The organism is Ruegeria sp. AH3, from assembly GCF_056536265.1.
In genome coordinates, this window is the sequence record NZ_JBQFJL010000001.1 from 2,995,832 (window position 1) to 3,012,294 (window position 16,463).

Annotated in this window: 17 protein-coding genes; 8 read left to right on the forward strand and 9 right to left on the reverse strand. The window is 59.8% G+C overall.

The features are described 5' to 3' along the window. Positions 1 to 78 precede the first annotated feature (78 nt). From ACR3EM_RS15020 to ACR3EM_RS15030, 3 genes are all read right to left on the reverse strand, one after another. On the reverse strand, positions 79 to 480 hold the full coding sequence (locus ACR3EM_RS15020; RefSeq protein WP_480471449.1) for a cupredoxin domain-containing protein: 402 nt from the start codon (positions 478 to 480) through the stop codon (positions 79 to 81). 54 nt (positions 481 to 534) lie between these two features. After that, complete coding sequence (locus ACR3EM_RS15025) at positions 535 to 2,319, reverse strand: NapC/NirT family cytochrome c (RefSeq protein WP_480471450.1); 1,785 nt, start codon at positions 2,317 to 2,319, stop codon at positions 535 to 537. A 124-nt stretch (positions 2,320 to 2,443) separates the two neighbouring features. Then, positions 2,444 to 4,120, reverse strand: coding sequence for a cytochrome D1 domain-containing protein (locus ACR3EM_RS15030; RefSeq protein ID WP_480471451.1), 1,677 nt, complete (start codon positions 4,118 to 4,120; stop codon positions 2,444 to 2,446). Positions 4,121 to 4,351: 231 nt separating this feature from the next. Between ACR3EM_RS15030 and ACR3EM_RS15035 the strand changes: the two genes are divergently transcribed. The 7 genes from ACR3EM_RS15035 (at position 4,352) to ACR3EM_RS15065 (ending at position 11,078) form a co-directional block, all read left to right on the forward strand. Further along, positions 4,352 to 5,539 carry an NnrS family protein gene (locus ACR3EM_RS15035; protein WP_480471452.1) on the forward strand — a complete coding sequence of 396 codons (1,188 nt, stop codon included), beginning with the start codon at positions 4,352 to 4,354 and terminating at the stop codon, positions 5,537 to 5,539. A gap of 121 nt (positions 5,540 to 5,660) precedes the next feature. After that, on the forward strand, positions 5,661 to 6,110 hold the full coding sequence (locus tag ACR3EM_RS15040; protein WP_480471453.1) for a c-type cytochrome: 450 nt from the start codon (positions 5,661 to 5,663) through the stop codon (positions 6,108 to 6,110). 15 nt (positions 6,111 to 6,125) lie between these two features. Next, positions 6,126 to 7,493 (forward strand): cbb3-type cytochrome c oxidase subunit I, encoded by a 1,368-nt coding sequence (locus ACR3EM_RS15045; protein WP_480471454.1) that lies wholly within the window; start codon positions 6,126 to 6,128, stop codon positions 7,491 to 7,493. After that, positions 7,493 to 8,308, forward strand: a complete 816-nt coding sequence (locus ACR3EM_RS15050; RefSeq protein WP_480471455.1) for an AAA family ATPase — start codon at positions 7,493 to 7,495, stop codon at positions 8,306 to 8,308. Before ACR3EM_RS15045 ends, ACR3EM_RS15050 begins: the two co-directional genes overlap by 1 nt. Positions 8,309 to 8,317: 9 nt before the next feature. Beyond that, positions 8,318 to 10,240 carry a nitric oxide reductase activation protein NorD gene (locus ACR3EM_RS15055; protein WP_480471456.1) on the forward strand — a complete coding sequence of 641 codons (1,923 nt, stop codon included), beginning with the start codon at positions 8,318 to 8,320 and terminating at the stop codon, positions 10,238 to 10,240. Beyond that, positions 10,237 to 10,785, forward strand: a complete 549-nt coding sequence (locus ACR3EM_RS15060; protein ID WP_480471457.1) for a cytochrome c oxidase subunit 3 — start codon at positions 10,237 to 10,239, stop codon at positions 10,783 to 10,785. The genes ACR3EM_RS15055 and ACR3EM_RS15060 overlap by 4 nt, the downstream gene beginning before the upstream one ends. A gap of 50 nt (positions 10,786 to 10,835) precedes the next feature. Continuing rightward, positions 10,836 to 11,078 (forward strand): cytochrome C oxidase subunit IV family protein, encoded by a 243-nt coding sequence (locus ACR3EM_RS15065; RefSeq protein ID WP_480471458.1) that lies wholly within the window; start codon positions 10,836 to 10,838, stop codon positions 11,076 to 11,078. 55 nt (positions 11,079 to 11,133) lie between these two features. Here ACR3EM_RS15065 and hemA read toward each other — a convergent pair whose 3' ends face one another. Beyond that, complete coding sequence (gene hemA / locus ACR3EM_RS15070) at positions 11,134 to 12,357, reverse strand: 5-aminolevulinate synthase (protein ID WP_480471459.1); 1,224 nt, start codon at positions 12,355 to 12,357, stop codon at positions 11,134 to 11,136. Between the two features lie 186 nt (positions 12,358 to 12,543). Here hemA and ACR3EM_RS15075 point away from each other — a divergent pair, with 186 nt between their 5' ends. After that, positions 12,544 to 13,245: a Crp/Fnr family transcriptional regulator gene (locus ACR3EM_RS15075; RefSeq protein ID WP_480471460.1), complete on the forward strand. Its 702-nt coding sequence runs from the start codon at positions 12,544 to 12,546 to the stop codon at positions 13,243 to 13,245. A gap of 27 nt (positions 13,246 to 13,272) precedes the next feature. Here the strand turns inward: ACR3EM_RS15075 and ACR3EM_RS15080 are convergent, their stop codons facing one another. Genes ACR3EM_RS15080 through napG form a run of 5 tightly spaced genes read right to left on the reverse strand, consistent with a single transcriptional unit; the run spans position 13,273 to position 16,436 of the window. Continuing rightward, a complete protein-coding gene (locus tag ACR3EM_RS15080; protein ID WP_480471461.1) occupies positions 13,273 to 13,530 on the reverse strand; it encodes a hypothetical protein in 258 nt (85 codons plus the stop codon). Between the two features lie 13 nt (positions 13,531 to 13,543). Continuing rightward, positions 13,544 to 14,236, reverse strand: coding sequence for a NapC/NirT family cytochrome c (locus ACR3EM_RS15085; RefSeq protein ID WP_480471462.1), 693 nt, complete (start codon positions 14,234 to 14,236; stop codon positions 13,544 to 13,546). A 26-nt stretch (positions 14,237 to 14,262) separates the two neighbouring features. Next, positions 14,263 to 14,697 (reverse strand): nitrate reductase cytochrome c-type subunit, encoded by a 435-nt coding sequence (locus ACR3EM_RS15090; RefSeq protein WP_170398181.1) that lies wholly within the window; start codon positions 14,695 to 14,697, stop codon positions 14,263 to 14,265. A gap of 12 nt (positions 14,698 to 14,709) precedes the next feature. Further along, on the reverse strand, positions 14,710 to 15,621 hold the full coding sequence (gene napH / locus ACR3EM_RS15095; protein WP_480471463.1) for a quinol dehydrogenase ferredoxin subunit NapH: 912 nt from the start codon (positions 15,619 to 15,621) through the stop codon (positions 14,710 to 14,712). Further along, entirely contained in the window at positions 15,618 to 16,436 is an 819-nt protein-coding gene (napG, locus tag ACR3EM_RS15100) for a ferredoxin-type protein NapG (RefSeq protein WP_480471464.1), read from the reverse strand. The genes napH and napG overlap by 4 nt, the downstream gene beginning before the upstream one ends. Positions 16,437 to 16,463: the final 27 nt, after the last annotated feature.

Here is a 16,463-nt window from a genome sequence, read left to right on the forward strand (position 1 = left end):
GGAACCTCCTTGACTAAAGTTAAGGAGCGCGGGAATTGCCCCGCGCTCCTTTTTGCTTGCCTGTATGATTGCCTCGGCTCAGGGTTCGACAGTGATCATGCCGATCATGTTCTGTGTCTCCCAATGTGGCCCGCACAGGTATTCCTGCGGGCCGGGGGTGAGGAAGGTCAGGTCAACCGACTCCTCAGGAAACAGCCGGTCGCTTTCGGGTTCGCTGCCGTCTTTCAGCAAGACCGAGTGACTGGTGCGTTTGTCCACGTTCACCCAGCGCACCGTTGTGCCCGGATTCACGGTCAATTCGACCGGGCAGAACGTGTATTTGTACATCAGAACAACCTCGGCATCCTCAACGGCGGATGAGGGCTGACCAAACAGCTCGACATAGCGCTCTTCTGCTTCTGCACACAGCTCGGCGGTTTCGTCCGCCCAGGCGGGTGTGGCCAGAAGCAGCAGCGCGGGAAGAAGGTGTTGGGATTTCATCGTCCAAGTCTCCTCTTCTAAGCGGAAGGGGCCGGATCGCCCGGCCCCTGTCCCTTATTGTTTGACCACGTTGATGAAGGCGCTGTCGTCGTCCAGCGCCAGGCTGGTATCCAGCGTCACATGGTGGAACCGTGCGGCGGCAAAGTCATCGTGGATGGCAAAGCCGACGGTATAGGTCTGCCCGGCCTCCAGCGGGATATCCCCAGGCGCGCCGGAGTTCAGCGGACGGGTGAAGACCACAGTCCACATGCCCGCATCCAGACTGGCCGAGGCGGCGATTTCGCCGTCATTGACCACGCGCTGTTCCAGAAGATAGCCATTGGTGGCACTGCCGTCCGCATAGACACGCATCAGGTCCAGATAGGTGCCGTCAGCCAGATACTGCTCGATCTGATCGGCGGCGTGCAGCTTGTCCCAGCCACCCAGGGCCTTGCCGCGACGGCCTTTGATTTCGACCCCGGTCCGACTTTCGCTGATGTATTTGGTCACCGTATCTTGCGTGCTCAGACGGCCAGAGACATCGCCATTCGCGGCAATCGCATCGGCACCCGGATCAAAGGGCATATAGGAGTTGTCCGCGTGGCACGAGGCCCAGCAACCCACTTGATCACCCAATTCGATCCCTGTGCCAGTGATCATCATGGCCACCTTGATCTGGTTGTCGGGGTCCATCTTGCCGCCATCGACGAAGGGGGCGGGGTTGTGGCCCGCATCCGGCCATTGCAGGCGGATGTACAGGTTCTCATCATCATGAGCGGCCTGCACGGTTGCGTCGATCACGCCGCGTTTGCCCGGGATCGGGGTGGGTTCCAGATCGCCACCAGCCACGATTTTGTTGCCGATCGCATCTAGTTCGGCAGCGTGGCAGGTCGTGCATTGGTCTCCGCCCTTGGTCAACGGACGGGCACCGCCGTGGGATCTGCCGTTCTGAACCCACTCGAACGAGGCCTGACCGGGATAGAACAGTTTCATATCTGCACCGGGGACAGCGGCCCAATCGATATTCGTGGCAACTTCGCTTCCGCCACCTGCAGGGGCTGCAGCTTCTTCGCCAGAGGCTTTGGCACGCTCTTCCGCGACAGCTGCGTCAACTGCCGCTGCGATCTGGGCCTGTACGGCCTCTTGCTGGGCAACACGCGCGGCTTTCTCAGCCTCAGCATCGGCGGCTTCCTTAGCTTCGATCCGCTCCAGACTGGCCAGATATTCGGCAGGGATCTCGCGGATGAAATCGGGATTCGGCGCTTCAAGTTTTTCCAGATATTCTTCATCGGCCCGGTCGCGGGCATCCGAGTGTGCGATCCCCTTGTGGCAGTCAATACAGGTCTGACCAACGGTCATCGCGTTCAGGTGCTGTTGACGGGCGCGGGGTTTCTGGAATTCTGGCATCATCGATTCAAAATCGTGACAGTTCCGGCATTCGCGCGAGTCGCTGGACTTCATCCGCTCCCATTCGTTCATGGCCAGATGCACGCGCTTGGCTTCGAATTTTTCGCGTGTGTTGATGGTGCCGACCATCTTGCCATACAGCTCTTTGGACGCCTTGATCTTGCGGATGATCTTGTGGGTCCAGTCCTTGGGCACGTGGCAGTCCGAACAGACCGCGCCCACGCCCGAACGGTTCACGTCGTGGATCGTGCCGGTGTATTCTTCATAGACGAAATCACGCATCTCGTGGCACGAGACGCAGAATTCCTTGGTGTTGGTGGCTTCCATGGCGGTGTTGAACCCGCCCCAGAAGATGATGCCGGCGGCAAAGGCCGCAGCGATCCCGGCCACGGGCATTCCCCACAGGAAATACCGGCGCCAGATTGGTTTTTTCTTTTCCGGTTCGGAGGTCATATCCGGTCTCCGTTTTGGCTTCTTTCTCTGGCCCTGGATGTCAGGCCTGTGGATTTGGCTGATGAGTCAAACGAGGAAAGGGCGGGCGAGGGGCCCGCCCTTTCCGGTGCTGAGTACAAACCCGTCAGGTGACGTGGTTCGACCGGTTGTAGACGTTGAACTTACCGGTCGGGGCAAACAGACCTTTCACACGACCGATCTCTTCCAGCGTCTTGGCGTCGAAGATCACGATCTCACCATTGGCCTCTTTCGAGGTCGAGCGGTTCCACTTGGAAACCCAAACCTCGGAGCCGTCCTGGTTGAACTCGAAGTGGACGGCGACATTGCCTTCCTCTTCGGTGATCTGGATCGTTTTCACGATCTCACCGGTTGCCTTGTCGATGACCTGCACCGATTGCTGAATCTCAGGCTCGGGATGCTTGGTCTGGTCGGCCCAGATGTAATCCGATTCCGGGTGCGTCCGAATGAACAGGCCGGGTCCGTCGGTTTCCACCTCATAGCAGACCTTCCAGGCATCGTCCGGGCGACCTTCGGGGTCGTTGCCCCAAACGGTGACCGTGCCTTCGCCCAGGTGGGTTGTACCGGCAACAGGACCGCAATTCGGGTCATCCCAGTTGGCGCCCGGGCCGGGGTGCGGCAGCGGCGCGGTGTCGATCAGAGCTTCCAGCTTGTGGGTCTCGGTATCGACCACGACCATCTTGTTCGACGCGTTCGCGGCGATCTGGAAGTAACGACCGGTCGGATCAAAGAACCCGTCATGCAGGAACTTGGCGCTGTCGATCTTGTCGATCCGCAGGTTGTCCAGATCGGAGTAGTCCACCTGCCAGAGCTGACCGAGTTCTTTGACGGCCACGATCCATGTGGGCTCGTTCGGAGTGGTGTAGATGGCGGCCACGCGAGCCTCTTCCACATAATCCCCGTCCACGTTGTAACCGCGGGTCGAGACGACCTTTTTCGGCTCCATGGTTTCGGCGTCGACGATGGCGAAGTGCGGCGGCCAATAAGCCCCACCGATCACGTATTTACCGTCACCCGAAACGGCCACGTCGCGGGCGTCATAACCAATGGTGACCTCGGCCACGAGCATGTTCTCGGGGTTCTGCCACAGGTCGATCTTGGTCATCTTGCCGTCGCGGCCCATAGTGTACCAGAAGCGGCCCGGATTCTCCGGCTCTTCCAGTTTATGGTGCTCGGACGCTTTCAGGACGTGCACGGCATAACCGGTCGGGATATGCGCCAGCACTTCCTTGGTGTCGCCGTCGATCACGGCCACCTTACCCACGTCACGTTCGATGACCACGAAGAAGTTTTCCCAGTTGCGGCCATGCAGCGGCTCGGTCGGGTAATCCTGCGGTTCGACATAGACCTTGCGGGTCGCCATCATCTGCTCAAGCGACATCTCCGGCGGCTTGGGCGGCTCCATCTGGATGTAGGTCGCCATATCGCGGATTTCTTCTTCGGACATCACATCCGAGAAGTTGTTCATACCGCCCTCGGTGCCCCATGCGATGATCTTCTCAAGCCGGTCCTGTCCCAGTTTCAGGGTGCCGGACTCGGTCACGGTGCCATCGTCGTTCTTTGTTTCAACCAAAGGCTCAAGGCTTTTACCTGTCGCCCCTTTGCGCAGCACGCCGTGGCAACCGGCGCAGCGTTCAAAGTAAAGTTGTTTTGATGATTCAAAGGCTTCCTTGCTCAGGGTTGGCTCTTCTGCAAAGGCTGGCGCAGCGACGCTGCCCAGCAGCATCGCCAAACCGACCCCGAAGGCGCGGCCAGTTCTGTTGTAGCTGATTCCAAGTGACATGATCACTCTCCATTTGCTGGTGAGGCAGGTCCAAGGGTGAGACATCACGCGTTTGTCATCCTTGACGAAAGTCAACGGAAGGCCTGCAAACTGCGCCGAAAGGCAATATTTCCACCAATAAAATAAGGGTTTCGGAGGCATCTTTTCGCCTGCTTGATTTCTGTTAAGTGAGCTGGAACTGAAGCTCGCTAGGTTCTCACCCAGAGGGCATCAGAGCCGAGGAGAGCAGACATGTCGGCAGTCATCGCGCGGGTTTTTGGCGAAGGATTTCGGGTCTTTTTCCTGTCAGCCGGTTTATACGGTCTGTTCGTTGGCGGTGTCTGGGGTGTCTGGTTGATGGTCCAGACCGGCGCGGTTTCTTATTCGGGCACGAGCTATGCGATGACCCCAACGATGTGGCACGCGCATGAGATGATTTTCGGCTATGCCACCGCCGCGCTGGGCGGGTTCTTTCTGACCGCCGTGCCGAACTGGACCGGTGCACCCGACGCGCGAGCGCGGTTCATAATGCTGGCGGCGGGTCTTTGGCTTCTGGGGCGTCTGGCCATGTGGTATTCGGCTGCGCTGTCGCCTGTTCTGGTTGCCGTGCTTGATCTCGCCTTTGTGCCGATCCTGGCCGCGAAGATCGCGACTCAGCTGATCCGACGTCCTAAACCGCAGAACATGGTGTTTCTGCTGCTGCTCAGCCTGATCTGGATCGCCAACCTGCTGACTCACTTGCAATGGATCGGGATCACCAATGACACGCTCGATACCGGCCTGCGTGTTGGGCTGCTGACCTTATGTTCCATGATCGCGATTCTGGGGGGGCGGATCACGCCGGCTTTCACCCGTAACGCGATGAAGCGCGAGGGTGCGCCGGAAGAGGCGTGGCCGGTTTCTGTTGCCGCACTCGATAAGGCAGGCATGGTCGTCGCTTTGCTCCTGCCAATCAGCGCGCTGATCCTTGGGATCAGCATGGTGACCGGGCTGGTGGCGCTGATCCTTGGCGTTGTGCAGATCCTTCGCATGGCGCGCTGGCGGTCGCTCTGGGCCATGCGGCAGCCGATTCTCATAGCCTTGCATGTTGGGCTTGGAATGCTTGCGCTTGGCCTGATCTTGTGGGGCCTGTCCCTGTTGGGCATCGGCAATGAGATTGCGGCGCTGCATGTGCTGGGCATCGGTTGTGTCGGCGGCATGACCCTGGCGATCATGAGCCGCGCCGCGCTCGGTCATAGCGGGCGGGCGTTGGTTGCGCCAACGCCGATGGCGGTGGCCTACGGGTTGATGGCACTGGCCGCGATTCTCAGATGGGTTGGATCGGATCTGAGCACCGGCTACCTGACGGCGATGCTGGTTGTCGATGGGCTATGGATCGGAGCGTTTGCGCTCTATCTGATCGCCATGTGGTCGGCACTGACCGGTCCGCGCGCGGCCTGAAAAATAAAGTTATTCAAATAGCTTACTCTTTCCTACGAACTGTCTTGACTTTCGTTAAGGCAGCCCCGCCACCCAGCCGCCATTGTCGTCACACTAGCTAATCTGCGCAAAGGAGAGCGCAATGCGAGAAGTCATGACAAAGAGCATGGCTCGCAACATATTCTATGGCGGGTCACTGTTCTTCATCCTCATTTTCCTGGCCCTGTCGGCCCATTCGCACTGGTACATCGTCAATTCCGAGAATTCGGCGAAACTGGATGAGAGTGTGGTCCGCGGTAAGCACATCTGGGAAAAACACGCCTGTATCAACTGTCACTCGATCCTGGGTGAAGGTGCCTATTTCGCCCCCGAAGTCGGCAATGTAATGACCCGCTGGGGCGTCCTCGACGACCCGGAATCAGCCTTTGAATCGCTCAAGGGCTGGATGGAGGCGCAACCCACCGGCATTCCCGGCCGTCGGCAGATGCCCAATTTCAACCTCAGCGACGAAGAGCTTCGCGACCTGACCAACTTCCTGATCTGGACCGACAATATCGATGCTCAGGACTGGCCACCGAACGAAGCCGGTTAAGGAAGGAACAGAGCAATGAAATACGAATCCCAAAAAATTGCGCTGGCCTACTTTGCCGTGGCCATGGCGCTGTTTGCGATCCAGGTGCTGGGCGGACTGCTGGCGGGCTGGGTCTATGTCATGCCCAACACGCTCAGCGAGTTGTTGCCGTTCAACATCATCCGCATGTTGCACACCAACGCGCTGATCGTCTGGCTGATCACAGGCTTCTTTGGAGCGGCCTATTTTCTGGTTCCGGAAGAAACCGAACGCGAGATCCACTCGACCAAGCTGGCTTATCTGCAGCTGCTGATCCTTGTGGTCGGTACGCTGGGTGCGGTGCTGACCTATACCTTCAACCTGTTCGAAGGTAACTGGCTGCTGGGCAAAGAGGGGCGCGAGTTCCTTGAACAGCCCAAATGGGTCAAGGCGGGCATCGTCGTGGCGGCGCTGATCTTCCTTTACAACATCTCGATGACGGTGCTGAAGGGTAAGAAAACCGCGATTTCGAACATCCTTGTTCTGGGCCTTTGGGGTCTGGCGCTGCTGTTCCTGTTCGCCTTCTACAATCCGGGCAACCTGTCTCTGGACAAGCAATACTGGTGGTATGTCGTCCACCTGTGGGTCGAAGGTGTGTGGGAGCTGATCATGGCCTCGATCCTGGCCTACCTGATGCTGAAGCTGACGGGTGTGGACCGTGAGATCGTCGAGAAATGGCTTTATGTCATCGTCGCCGCCGCTCTGTTCTCGGGCATCCTTGGCACAGGGCACCACTACTACTGGATCGGTACGCCCGCGTATTGGCAGTGGATCGGCTCGATCTTCTCAAGCCTCGAGGTGATCCCGTTCTTCGCAATGATGGCCTTTGCCTTCGTCATGGTCTGGAAAGGCCGTCGTGACCATCCCAACAAGGCCGCGCTGCTGTGGTCGCTGGGCTGTGCCACGCTTGCCTTCTTCGGTGCCGGTGTCTGGGGCTTCCTGCACACGCTGCACGGGGTGAACTACTATACCCACGGTACGCAGATCACAGCGGCCCACGGTCACCTGGCCTTCTACGGTGCTTATGTCGCCCTGAACTGCGCCATCTTCAGCTATGCCATGCCGATCCTGAAAAACCGTGATCCGTATAATCAGGTGCTGAACATGGCTTCGTTCTGGCTGATGACCGGCGGCATGGTGTTCATGACCTTCGTTCTGACCTTTGCCGGAACCGTGCAGACGCATATGCAGCGTGTGGTGGGCGACTACTACATGGACGTGCAGGACCAGATCGCCATCTTCTACTGGATGCGCTTCGGTTCGGGTGTCGTCGTGGTGCTTGGTGCGCTGTTGTTCATCTACTCGATCTGGGTGCCCCGGAAAGAGGTGATTGAACCCGGCAAGATCGAAACCCCTGCGGAGTGATGAATATGGACGGCTCCATGAAACTGAATGAGGGGGCGGCAAACGCCCCCTTCTACCTCGCCCAAGGCGATGAATGTGATGTGTTCTGCGCCGCTTACAACAATGATCTGCCGGTTCTGCTGAAAGGCCCGACAGGCTGCGGCAAGACCCGATTTGTGGCCCATATGGCTGCGCGTCTTGGCCGCCCGCTTTATACCGTGGCCTGCCACGATGACCTGGCCGCCGCTGATCTGATCGGGCGTTACCTGTTGAAAGGTGGTGAAACCGTCTGGGTCGATGGCCCCCTGACCCGGGCGGTACGCGAAGGTGCGATTTGCTATCTCGACGAGGTGGTCGAGGCCCGCAAGGACGTCACCGTCGTGCTGCACCCGCTGACAGACGACCGGCGCATTTTGCCGATCGACCGCACGGGTGAAGAACTTGAGGCCGCGCCCGGCTTCATGCTGGTCGCATCCTATAACCCCGGATATCAGAATATCCTGAAAACCCTGAAACCCTCGACCCGGCAGCGGTTCATCTCGCTGGAGTTCGACTTCCCGTCACCTGAAATGGAGGCCGAAGTTGTCTCCCAGGAAAGCGGACTGCCGCTGGAGCGCTGCAAGCCGCTGATCCGTCTGGCGAACAAACTGCGAGGGCTCAAGGGTCAGGACCTTGAGGAAGGCGTTTCCACCCGTCTGGTCGTCTATGCCGCGACATTGATCGCACAAGGCATGTCCACCGACCGCGCCATCCTTGCCGCTATGATTGAACCTCTGACTGATGACGAGGATATCAAACGCGGGCTCCTCGATCTTGTCACGGCTGTCTTTGGGTGAGGCCGGCCGATGGTCAGGATCGATTTTGAGCCATGGGAACCCGAAGAAACGATCGGGAAACTGTGGCACACCCTTGCCAGCCGCCTCGATGCACCTGAGGTGCATGATGGAGCCGCGGTCGACCTCTCAGAGGTCGCGGGGCGGCTGGCTGTCCTCTTCCGAGGACTTGGGGGTAGTCCGGGCGTAGAATTGCGCCCGGTCTCACCCGAGGTTTCACGCCACCGTCTGGGGTGGCGCCGCCGTCTGGCGACCGAGGCCGAGCTGATACCGCGCGCGTCCTTTGACGGTGAAGTTCTGCGCCTGCCGGACCGGCTGGCCGTTTTTCCTGCACGTGAAGCAAATGGTGCGCTTTACGTCTGGCTGGCCGCCGCCGCGGCCCATGCCAGCACCCGCATCGACGAAGACGACCCGCTGCGCGCCGATTTGCACGCGCTAATCGCCGCCCGACACATGGTCGAAGCGACATTGGACAATGCCCCCGGTTTGCGCGCACTTTACACCGAACTCTGCAAAGGCGTTCTGCATTACCGCGACATCCCCGGTTTGCCACCCGTGGAGGCGGCAGTTGAAGAGATCATCCGCCACTTGCTGGGCGACCCAGCGCCCCTGTCACCGCAGGCCGCGCAGCTTCTGACACTGGATGACGACCTTTCTGCCCCGCGCGGATATCAGCATTTCCGCCCTATCCCGTTGTGGCCCGCGCTGCGTCCCGTCGGACTTTCCGAACATAACGAGGTCGAAAACCCCGACACAGAAGGCCCGCCCGAGGAAACCGGAGAGAAAACCCATCGTGCCCGCCGCCGCAAATCGGATCAGGCATCCCGCAGCGACAGTTTCATTCTGCACAAGTTCGAAGCGATCCTCAGCTGGGCCGAGTTTCTGAATATCAACCGCCGCATCGACGACGACGATCCCGACAACGCCAAGAAAGCGGCCGACGATCAGGAAGAGATTGGCCTTGGGCAGATCTCGAAGGCGCCGCCGACCAAGCTGAAACTGCATCTGGATCTGGCTCCGGAGGATGTGAACCGCGAGCGTCTGTCCGGTCGGGTTCTCTATCCCGAATGGGATGTGCGCACAGGGCAATACCTTCCCGATCATGTCAACGTTCTGACTTCGGATGCCGACATCCGCGAAGATTCTGCCGAGTTTGGCAAGGACCCCGCCACTGCCCGCCGCATCCGCGCCGTGAAACGCCAGTTCGAGGCGTTGCGTCCGGGCCGTGTGATGACGCGCGGCCATCTGGATGGCGATCAGCTGGACATCGAGGCCGCCGTCCGGGCGCAGGTGGATCGCTGCGCCAATGGCGAAGGCACCGAACGCATCTGGATGCAATCCCGCCCCGAGGCGCGCGATCTGGCGGTATCGATCCTGCTGGATGTCAGTCGCTCGACCGAAAGCGCAGTCACAGGCCGCGCCGTGATCGACATCGAACGCGAGGCGCTGGCCGCGCTCGCCTGGGGTCTGAATGCCTGCGGCGACGATTTCGCCATTCACGCCTTCAGCTCGCTGAAACGCCACCGTGTTTATGTGCAGCGGTGCAAACGGTTCGATGAGCCGATGGGGGGATTGGTCGAACAACGCATCGCTTCCCTGCGCCCCGGTCACTATACCAGACTCGGCGCTGCGATCCGGCATTGCTCGGCCAATCTGGCCGGTCAATCGCGCAAACGCCGGTTGTTGCTGGTCATCACCGATGGCAAGCCCAACGATCTGGACCACTATGAGGGTCGCCACGGCATCGAAGACACACGGCAAGCCATCCGCGAGGCGCGCCGCGCAGGGCAATCGGTATTCGGCGTCACCATCGACAAAACCGGCAAAAGCTGGTTCCCGCGCATGTTCGGCCAAGGTGGCTTCGCTGTCATCCCCGACCCGCACCGTTTAACCATGGCCCTGCCGCAGATCTACCGCCAGCTGGTCGGCGCATGACCGACACCTCTCTGATCGACGAGCTTCCGGGCGAGTTGCTGATGTGGGTGCTGATCATCTCGGAACTGCTGGTGTTCGGCGCAGGCTTGATTGCCTTCATGGGTGTGCGCCTGACCGATCCCACCGGATTTGCCGAAGCGCAATCGCATCTCTACCGCACCGGAGCGGCGCTTAATACGGCGGTGCTGGTCACCTCAGGTTATCTGGCCGCGCAGGCGCTGCATTGGCGGAAGGTCGCGCGTCACACTGCGGCTCGAATAGCGCTGATCGCCGCCGCCGCGCTGGGCGTCGTGTTTCTGATCATCAAAGGTGTGGAATATGCAGGTAAAGCCGCGCAGGGGATCACCTATGAAACCCACCCGTTCTTCCTGTTCTACTACCTGTTGACCGGATTTCACGCCGCGCATGTTCTCGCAGGCGTCGGCGTCCTGTTGCTGGTCGCCTGGCGCGATGACCCACGCCATATCGAGGCAGGCGCACAGTTCTGGCACATGGTTGATCTGGTCTGGATCATGCTCTTCCCTGTGATCTACCTGCTGGGGTGATGACGATGCCTGCACCTTCATCTTTTCCCAGAATCTCCCGCCGGGCGCGCTTGAACGCGCTCACACGTGCCTGGCTCGCTCTTCTGGCGCTCAGCGTCGCATCCGCGATACTGACGGTGCTGCCCATCCCATCCGCGCTGTTGGGCGGCGGCATCCTTATTCTTGCGCTTGCAAAATCCCGGGTGATCCTTGCCCGCTATCTGGACCTTGCAACCAGCCCGACATGGCTGCGCGGTTTCACGATGGTGCTGATCGGCTTTGCGGTCGTCATCTTTGCCCTCTACTTGATATGAAAAAACGCCGCCTCCGGAGAGACGGCGAGGTATCACGCAAGGGGGCGCTTTTTGATTACTGAGCAGCCATCGGCATCCGCGCGATCTGGCAGCGTTGCCACAGGGCCGACAGCGCATTGACCAGATGGTCGATATCCTCATCCGTATGAACCGGAGACGGCGTGATACGCAGGCGCTCGGTCCCTTTTGGCACGGTGGGATAGTTGATCGGCTGGATATAGATGCCGAACTCTTCCAGCAGCGTGTCCGAGATGAACTTGCATTTCACCGGATCGCCGACCATCACCGGGATGATGTGGCTGGGGTTGGGGATATGGGGAATACCTTCCGCATCCAAGCGCGCGCGCACCTGCGCCACGCGGGCCTTTTGCAAATCACGCTCGGATTTGGACTGTTTCAGATGCCGGATCGACGCCGCAGCACCGGCGGCAATCGAGGGCGGCAGGGCGGTGGTAAAGATGAACCCACTGGCAAAGCTGCGCACGAAATCGCACAGTGCAGCCGAGGCAGCGATGTAGCCCCCGACCACACCAAAGGCTTTGCCAAGCGTCCCTTCGATCACCGTCAGGCGATCCATCAGGCCTTCGCGCTCAGCGATGCCGCCGCCGCGCGGGCCATAAAGACCAACGGCGTGGACCTCATCCAGATAAGTCATCGCACCGTATTTGTCGGCCAGATCGCAGATCTCTTTGATGGGGGCGATATCACCGTCCATCGAATAGACCGACTCAAATGCGATCATCTTGGGCGCATCGGGATCGGCTGCGGCCAGTTTCGCCTCAAGATCTTCCAGGTCATTGTGCTTCCAGATCACCTTCCGCGCCCGCGAATGGCGGATGCCTTCGATCATCGAGGCATGGTTCAAGGCATCAGAAAATACAATCAGGCCTGGGATTTTTGCGGCGAGGGTGCCAAGGGCCGCCCAATTCGAAACATATCCGGAAGTAAAGAGAAGCGCGGCTTCTTTTCCGTGCAGATCGGCCAGTTCGGCCTCAAGCAGCACGTGGTCGTGAGTGGTGCCCGATATGTTCCGCGTACCCCCGGCCCCCGCGCCGCAGCGGTCCAATGCGTCGTGCATCGCACCGATAACTGATGGGTGTTGACCCATGCCGAGATAGTCGTTTGAACACCAGATCCGCACGTCCCGCTGCACAGGGCCGTCTGTTTGACGCGCGTTGGGGAAAGACCCGCAGCGACGTTGCAAGTCGATGAAAACACGATAGTTCCCTTCGTTCTGAAGGTCCTCAAGACTTTGGCTGAAGAAACGCTCGTAATTCATCTTGCTTGCTCCCCGACATACTGGCTATGGGCTGAGTTTATGGCAGCCTCGGTGCCTCAGACATGACTATTGTCAAGTTCGTACCGGTAAAAAAGGATGGTGCAAGCTGGCGGGCTTTGGCATAGCGTGGGGTTGGGATGGACCGACCGAACCAACGTGTCGGCAGGAATAAACGGGGGTGTTTTCATGTCTCATGAAACACAAAAGGCAATCGCACGTCAGTCGCTGTTGCTGCGCAGTCTGCCGGATCAGCATGTCGAGACATTGCTGAGCCACGCGATCTGGCGTCGGTACGACCGGGGCGAGACGATCTTCCTGCAGGAAGAAGAGGCGCAGGCCGTTCACGTGGTTCTGGAAGGCTGGGTTAAACTCTTCCGCATGACACCCACTGGGGCCGAGGCCGTGGTGAGCGTCTTTAAGCGCGGCGATAGCTTTGGCGAGGCGGTGGCACTGCGTAACGTGCCCTATCCCGTCTCAGCCGAGGCCGTATCGGCCTGCGAAGTGATGCACATTCCCAGCCCGATCCTGATCTCTTTGATGAAGGAAGACCCGGAAATCGGGATCTCGATCCTGGCCGCGACATTTACCCATCTGCATTCTCTGGTCGCTCAACTTGAACAACTCAAGGCGCAAACCGGTGCGCAGCGCGTGGCCGAGTTTCTGCTGAACCTCTGTGACAGCGATGCAGGTGAGTGCGAAGTGTCCCTGCCGTACGACAAGATGCTGATCGCGGGTCGTCTGGGGATGAAGCCCGAAAGCCTGAGCCGGGCATTCTCACGGCTCAAAGCAGTGGGTGTAAAGATCAACCGCAACCACGCCGAGATTTCAGATATCGCACTGCTGCGGGATTACGCCGAAAGCGATCCGGCGGAGAACTGGGGGCGGTAACCCGGCATTTCTGCCGGGTCAGGTCACTCAGACTGTTGCGCCTTTGCGGCGAATGGCGGTGCCGAGGCTGCCGGCGCAGACCCCGACAACAATCGCAATCACGAGCGCCATCGTTCCGACATGGGAAAACTGCCATCCGGCAAAAAGCAGGGGCGCGATCAGACCAACTATGCCACCCAGCAGGGCGCCAAGCCACAACTGGCGGGTCATCATGCCCAGTGCCAGGCCCAGAATGCCGGGCAGGCCCAATACGTTGCCGCCGATGGTTCCAAGTATCTCTAACATCTCTGTCCCCGCCTTAATCCGAGCTTTTGTTCAGGAACGAGCGGATATCGTCCCCTGACGCCGCTGCGTGTTTCTGCAGAACTTCGCCATCCACCGCGTCCGCGATCTCCTGATATGCTTCCAGATAGTTGGGCGGCAGGCTGTGCGCGATACCCTGGTGGCAATCAATGCAGGTCATGCCGGTATCAATTGCGCGCTGGTGTTCGCTAGCAGCACGGGTTTCCTGAATCGTGAAGTCCATATAGTCGAAGTTGTGACAGTTGCGGCATTCGCGGCTGTCGGATGCTTTCATCTTCTTCCAAACGGCCGTCGCCATGGCGAGACGATGATCCTCGTATTTCTCGGGTGTGCTGATCGTGCCTGCCAGCTCGTGATAGACATCCTTCACCGCCATGATCTTGGCTTTGATCTTGTGGTTCCACTCGTCCGGGACGTGACAGTCCGAACAGATCGCACGGACGCCTGAGTGGTTGTTGTAGTGGATCGTTTCACGGTATTCGCCGAGATTAACCTCCATCGTGTGGCACGAGGTGCAGAATTCTTCGGTATTCGTCAGCTCCAGTGCCCAGTGGAAGCCACCCCAGAACAGGATGCCCGCCAGAAACCCGGCCAGCAAAGTGAAACCAACGCTGAGGACGGCGATCGGGCTCCAGAACCAGGTCCAGAGGCGTCGGATGAGCCCTTGTTTTTCTTGGGAGTCGGACATATCGCGCTCTCCTTTTTGACCTGAGTTCAGTTGCCGGAGGAAGGTTCAAAAGTGTTGTCGACCAGTGGCAACGCATCCGCTTGCGGCACGTGACACTGGTTGCAGAAATACCGGGTACCTGCGATCTGATCCAACTCGCGGCCTTCGCGGTCCAGATAGTGGGTCATCGACAATGTTGGTGCGTTGCGCTCACCTGCTTTGGTCCAGTCATGGCAGGACAGGCACTGGTTGGTGCGCAGGTCGATCTGGTACTGTTCGATCGAATGTGGGATCAGCGGTGGCTGCTGGCGATAGTTTCGCTGCATGCGGCCTTCGACCGTGCGGTGAACCTGATCTAGAACAGCAGGTTCATCAACCTCGGCACCGCGCAGGCTGTTGACCCCGGCAGACTGCGCAAGGGCCAGGCCACCGAGGAGTAGCGGCGGGATCAGGGCAAGGCCCACTAGGATCGGCTTTTTCATCTTCTCACTCCTTCAAAAAGGTCTTGAGGCGCGCGGCTGCGGCGCGGCGGTTGGTTCCGGTGGTGCGACGGTCAGGTCGTCGAACCGATGGGTGAATTTGAATACGTCTTCGGCGCAGACATCGATGCAGCGACCGCAATTGGTGCAGTCGGGCGACAGGATCAGCGGGGTGTCTTTGCCTTTCAGCGCCGGAGAGATGACTTGGTTTTCCGGGCAGACCGCGTAGCAATCCATACAGTCGTCACAGGCGGCGCGATTGGTGGCGCTGACCCGCAGCATCGCTTTATTGCCCACCAGTCCGTAGAACGCGCCAACGGGACAAACATGGCCGCACCATCCATGGCGTGAGACAAACAGATCGAACAGGAAGATCGCGGCGATCATCGCCCAGACGAAGCCCATGCCAAAGATCAGCCCGCGATGCAGCATGGTGATCGGGTTAACTAGCTCCCACGCGATTGTGCCGGTCAGGCCGGTCACGATCAGAACGGTTGCCATGATCCACAACCGTGTGCGGCGCTTGGGCTGCCAGCCCTTTTGCAGGCCCAGCTTGCGGTGCAACCAATGCGCGCCGTCGGTGACCGGATTGATCGGGCAAACCCAGGAACAATAGACGCGACCTCCGATCAGGGCGTAAGCAACTAGAACGATGGCGGCACCGATGGCGGCGATCAGCTCGGGCCAGTGCCCGGCGATCAGGCTTTGCAGAAAGACAAACGGGTCGGTCAGGGGCAGCACGCCCAACGTCAGCGACCCGGCCAGTGTGCCCTGCACGATCCAGATCCCGAACCAAGGGCCCAGCAGGAACAGGACCAGAAAAAACAGCTGGCTGACGCGACGCAGCAGCAGGTATTTATGGGCACCCAGCCAGCCTTTGGTGGCGATGGCCTCTTGCCCCAGTGGCATATGTGTGCGGGCGGTCATGGGGTGACCTCTGGCAATTTGAAGCTAGGCTCAAACCCGCCCGGCGCGGCGAGGTTATCTGTGCCCGGTCCCGGCAGACGGTCGGGCAAGTCGATGATGCCTTCTACGACCGGCGCGCCCTTTGCCTCTTTCTCTTCCCAGCCCTTGCGGTAGTGATCGGCGCTGCTGCCACGGGCTAGCCGGGCGGGAAGAACCTTGATCGCGGCTTCGGGCAGAACGCAGCTCTTCTCGCACATGCCACAGCCGGTGCAGTGATCGGCATGAACGGTTGGAATGAAGATTGCATGACTGCCTGAGCGGGCATTGTGTTCAGTTTCCAGCGTGATGGCTTCGTCGATGACGGGGCAGACGCGATAGCAAACATCGCAGCGCAGGCCGAGGAAATTCAGGCAATTCTCCTGATCGACCAGAACGGCCACGCCCATTTCGGCGTCGTCGATATTTTCCAGCGCAGGATCTAACGCCCCGGTCGGGCAGGCTGCGACGCAGGGGATGTCGTCACACATCTCGCAAGGCACATCGCGGGCGGTGAAATAGGGCGTGCCGGTGGCCACGGCATCGACACCCAGCTCGGCCAGTTTCAGCGTGTCATAGGGACACTCCCGTACGCACAGACCACAGCGGATGCAGGCGGACAGGAAGTCTTGTTCCGGTAGGGCTCCGGGGGGGCGCAAGGCCTCGGCTGGCAACGCCCGTGCGTCCCGCGCCAGCCAGGCCAGCAAGGACCCGGCGGCGACGCAGCCGCCCGCCGCGCGCGCCGAGTCCTGCAGGAACCGGCGCCGCTGCGGCGATAAGGGGGAGCCAACACGAGACATGGGTCTTACCTTTGCCTTGCCAGCCCG